This window comes from Syntrophorhabdaceae bacterium, from assembly GCA_028713955.1.
Classification (GTDB): Bacteria; Desulfobacterota; Syntrophorhabdia; order Syntrophorhabdales; family Syntrophorhabdaceae; genus UBA5609.
The window spans coordinates 1-4,712 of the sequence record JAQTNJ010000244.1; the positions used below are offsets into that span (position 1 = coordinate 1).

General features: G+C 49.8%; 4 protein-coding genes. All 4 read right to left on the reverse strand.

Annotated features, from left to right (window positions below; all coding sequences use genetic code 11):
- Nucleotides 1-58: 58 nt before the first annotated feature.
- Nucleotides 59-1,243 carry an aminotransferase class I/II-fold pyridoxal phosphate-dependent enzyme gene (locus tag PHU49_14865; protein ID MDD5245288.1) on the reverse strand — a complete coding sequence of 395 codons (1,185 nt, stop codon included), beginning with the start codon at nucleotides 1,241-1,243 and terminating at the stop codon, nucleotides 59-61.
- A 580-nt stretch (nucleotides 1,244-1,823) separates the two neighbouring features.
- Nucleotides 1,824-2,309, reverse strand: a complete 486-nt coding sequence (locus PHU49_14870; GenBank protein MDD5245289.1) for an adenosine-specific kinase — start codon at nucleotides 2,307-2,309, stop codon at nucleotides 1,824-1,826.
- Nucleotides 2,310-2,459: 150 nt separating this feature from the next.
- Nucleotides 2,460-3,374, reverse strand: coding sequence for a radical SAM protein (locus PHU49_14875; GenBank protein ID MDD5245290.1), 915 nt, complete (start codon nucleotides 3,372-3,374; stop codon nucleotides 2,460-2,462).
- A gap of 99 nt (nucleotides 3,375-3,473) precedes the next feature.
- Nucleotides 3,474-4,712 (reverse strand): DHHA1 domain-containing protein (locus tag PHU49_14880; protein ID MDD5245291.1); only part of this gene is annotated, 1,239 nt, incomplete at its 5' end.

The window sequence follows — 4,712 nt, forward strand, 5'->3', positions numbered from 1 at the left end:
GTAAGGATTCTGTATGTACCGGCACCTACTGTACCGAGACCTATAATGCCTACGCCGATCATTTACTTTTCGAAGAATATAAAAGATTTTTGATTCCCTTTACTGCCTGCTTGATCCTGTGTTCGTTCTCTATCAGGGCAAACCGTATATAACCTTCCCCGTACTCACCGAAGCCGATCCCAGGAGAGGTTACCACCTTTGCCTCCTCCAGGAGGAGCTTTGAAAACTCCATGGAACCCATAGAGACAAATTGTTCAGGGATCCTGGCCCAGACAAACATCGTTGCACTGGGTTTCTCTACTTCCCAGCCATATCTGTAGAGCCCTTCACAGAGGGCATCCCTTCTTGCCTTGTATTTCTCGACGATCTCCTTTACATCGGCGTCCCCCTCATTGAGGGCTATGATAGAGGCTATCTGGATGGGTTGAAATACCCCGTAATCGAAATAGCTTTTTATCCTGCCGAGGGCATTGATCATTTTCTTATTGCCCACGGCAAATCCAACCCTCCATCCCGGCATGCTGTAGCTCTTGGAGAGGGAGAAAAATTCAACGCCGACATCCTTGGCGCCTTTGACCTGCAAAAAGCTTGGCGCCTTATACCCGTCAAAGACCAGGTCGGCATATGCAAGGTCGTGCACCACCATTAAGTTATGTTCCTCTGCAAATGCAACAACCTTTTCAAAGAAGTCTGTCTCCACCACCTCTGTTGTGGGGTTGTTGGGAAAACTGATGATGAGCATGCGCGGCTGGGGCCAGGTTGTTTTAACGGCGATGTTCAGTCTTTCGAAGAATTCCTCTCTCGGCAGGATCGGTATGGTCCTCAGATCGCCTCCGGCAATGACTACTGAATAGGAGTGTATCGGGTACGCGGGATTGGGGACAATCACTACCTCTCCCTGGCTGATCGTCGCGAGAACGAGGTGGCCGAGGCCTTCCTTGGCCCCCATGGTTACCACAATCTCTGTCTCAGGGTCTACATCGACGTCGTATTTTTTCTTGTACCAGTTAGCGATAGCCGCCCTCAACTTTGTGATACCCCTTGTAACCGAATAGCGGTGGTTTCTCGGGTTCCTCGCTGCCTCCACGAGTTTTGAGACGATGTGCTTCGGAGTGGGGATATCGGGGTTCCCCATACCGAGGTCGATAATATCCTCACCCTTTCTTCTCGCCTCGATCATCAAATCCCGAACAATCCCGAATGCATAAGGCGGCAACCTTGATATCCTATAGAAATCGTCCATTTAGATGAACATTACCATATACGGCACCCACAATCAATACTCTTCCTGTAAAATATCGCCCCGGTATTAAGGCGGTGAATAGCATAAAGGCAGTGAATAGTCGATAGTGAATAGTCGATAGCAATAAAGGCGGTGAATAGCATAAAGGCGGTGAATAGTCGATAGTGAATAGTAGATAGTAATAAAGGCGGTGAATAGTCGATAGCCGTCAGCAGTCAGCTGAAACAAAAAAGGCTTTTTTGGCTGATGGTTGATTAGAGGCAGTCGATAGTAGATAGTGAACAGTAAGAAGCAAAAAGATGGATGACGATACAGGGGGTCATTGCGAGCCCGCAGGGCGTGGCAATCCCATCTTTTGAGATCGCCACGGCTTCGCCTCGCGATGACAGTAAGGTTTTGAACGTAGAACATTGAACGTTGAACAGATGTTCCCTCACGCATCACGCCTTACGGGCGTTTCGTTTTCTGCTCCTCTCACCCTCTCACCTTCTGCTCTTCTGCACACCTTACGAGGTTCCCACCAGTATCGAGCGACCAGCGACGAGTATCGAGCATCCAGTATCCGGTTTGCTATGAAGTGTCAGGATAATTTGTACCCGAACCTGCGCAGGAGTTCTTTCCGTGCCTTTTTGTCCTCTTCCTGCTCTATACCTTTTGGTTTTGAACCGTCAACGACACCGAGGATGCCCCCGCCCTGGTCTGTCTCCGCAACGATCACCTGAAGGGAATTGGCCGTGGCACAGATGATGTGGCATACCTCCTGGCAGGCCTTCAAGGCATTTAGTACGTTAATGGGGAACCCATCTTTTAAGAATATGACAAAGGTATGGCCGCAGGAAAGCGAGAAAGATGTTTCGCAAGCAAGCTTCATGAGCGTTTCGTCGTTCCCTTCATACCGTACCAGACATGGCCCGCTTGCCTCAGAAAACGCGATGCCGAACCTGAGTGATGGAGAAGAGCCCACGAGGATCTCGTAGATATCCTCGACGGTCTTGACGAAATGGGACTGGCCGATAATGATGTTGAGCCCTTCGGGCACATCAACCTTTACTGTCTTTAATTCCATATGTACCTCCTTTTACAAGCTGAGAGCGTAGAGCTGAGAGCATGGGGCGAAGCACCGCTACAGCCCTATAGTTCATTGCTTATAATATAATAAATTCCTATACGAGGCGTTAAGCAAATTCCATAAAAGACGTCTTGCCTTTCGCACATGTTAACCCTCACTATTTACGGGTTTATCACTCTCGGCTCTTCGCTCTCGGCTCTCAGCTATAAAAGGTTCCGGTTTCTGAAAGTCCGGCACAAAGAGCGGCGCGCTGTCTAATTCCTGGATAAAGACATTTTCGAAGCCGTTATCCAATAACAGTGTAATGAGCCTGTCATATTCGTCCTGTCTTACTCTTCTTTTCAGGGGCGGGTAGGCATCGGCCTCATGGAGCGGGCAGTATTGAGACATAAGGCTTATGTAAGTATCAGCGCCGAGGATATCCTTGATCCACCTGATAATCTTTTCTGAACCCGCGAGGCCTCCGGGGAGAACGAGATGGCGTATGAGCAGACCTTTTGTTGCGAGCCCGTCCCGTATTGCGAGGTTGCCGACCTGTTGCCGCATCTCTATAATGGAAAGCCGGGCAAAACGCGGGTAGCCCTGCCTGAGTGGCGAATCGGAGAGCTGCGCCGCGATCTTAGGGCTCCAGTATTTAAAATCCGGAAGGTACACATCCACAAGCCCGTCAAGGAACCTGAGTGTTTCCACGTTTTCGTATGCGTTTGTGTTATAAACAAAGGGTATCCCTATCCCCCGTCGCTTCGCCTCGCTGACAGCAAGGGCAATAAAGGGGACATAAGGCGTGGGACTGACGAGATTGATATTATGACAGCCTGCCTGTTCGAGCTGAAAAAAGATCTCCGTGAGTTCTTTCACCGAGAACCTGTTCCCGATCCCCTCATGGCTTATCTGGTAGTTCTGACAGAAGAGGCATCTCAGGTTGCAGGAGGAAAAGAATATGTTCCCGGAGCCGTTCGTTCCCGAGATCGGCGGCTCTTCTCCATGATGCGGTCCGTAATAGGCAATGAGGATCTCATCCCCGACGCCGCAATACCCACGCTCCCCTTTCAGCCTGTTCACCCGGCATCGGCGCGGGCAGAGCTCACATCTCTCCAAAAGATAGAAAGGGTCAATCATGGGGATATATTATAATGGGTTTGCAAGGTGATGGAAAGGGGTTTATAACAACTGTTTTACGTTCAGGTTGATGAATGCTTCCCCGTTCTCCTGTCTCAGGACAGGGGACGCCACGATGCGTACATCCCCGGACTGTGGGATGACGGCCTTTCCCTGCATGTACCCGTACCAGATCCTCTTGTTGTGATCAATAATCTTAACGCGCCCTTTGTTTACCGGTGCAATTGAAGAAGGGGTCAGCAAAAGGTTTGGTCTCGGATTCCCGATCCCGAAAGGAGAAAGCTGTTCAATCAGTTCTATCAGTTCTTTCGTCAGTTCCTCAAATCCGGCATGGGTATCGATGTGTATTGTTTTTGTGCTTTTTTTTAAAAGACCGCTGAGAGAATTGTCAAAGGCATCCCTGAAAGGGATAAGATTATCTTCAGAGATTGTTATGCCGCATGCGTACTTGTGTCCTCCAAACTTAAGAAGGAGGTCCGACAGCGACGATATCGTACCGTGGAGATCCGTGCCGTCACTGCCCCTGCCGGAGCCCTTCCAGATGCCGTCAACATCTGTGATGATAATTGACGGCTTCCCGTGCATCTCCATTATCTTTTGTGCGACTATGCCGAGGACGCCGATATGCCAGCCCTTCTTAAAAAGAACAATGGAGTTCCTGCCGGCAATACCGTCCTTTTTGAGGATTCCCGCGATCTCATCGACCATCCCTTTTTCAATCTGCTGCCTCCTTTTGTTTGCCTCCTGAAGTTTTTTGAGGTGCAGAGCCGAATCTTCATCGTCTTCGCAAGTAAGAAAATCAAGGGATATACGGGGGCTTGATACCCTGCCCGATGCGTTTATCCTCGGAACAATGATAAAGTTCAATACGTATTCATCGATATTTCTATCGGGCATCACCTTGTTTTTGATGAAAGACCGGTACCATGCCCGCGGTCTTCTTTTCATCATATCCATGCCGTGTTTTACCATGATCCTGTTGTCTTTTGTCAGGGGCGCCATGTCGCCCACTGTTCCCACTGCCACGATATCCAGCTCCTGCTTCAGGTTGATGGCCTGCCCGAGCAACCCTTCGGCATGCATGACCCTTCGCAGCGCCAGGAGGAAAAAGAATGCGACCCCGCAGGCAGCAAGCTCTCTCGTCGGGAACCGGGCGTCCTCCCTTTTAGGGTTGATGACGGCAAAGGCCGGAGGCATTTCAGTTCCCATCTCGTGGTGGTCTATGACAATTGTCTCAATGCCGAGGCTTTTTGCCAGTTTGATCTCTTCAATATTTGTTGA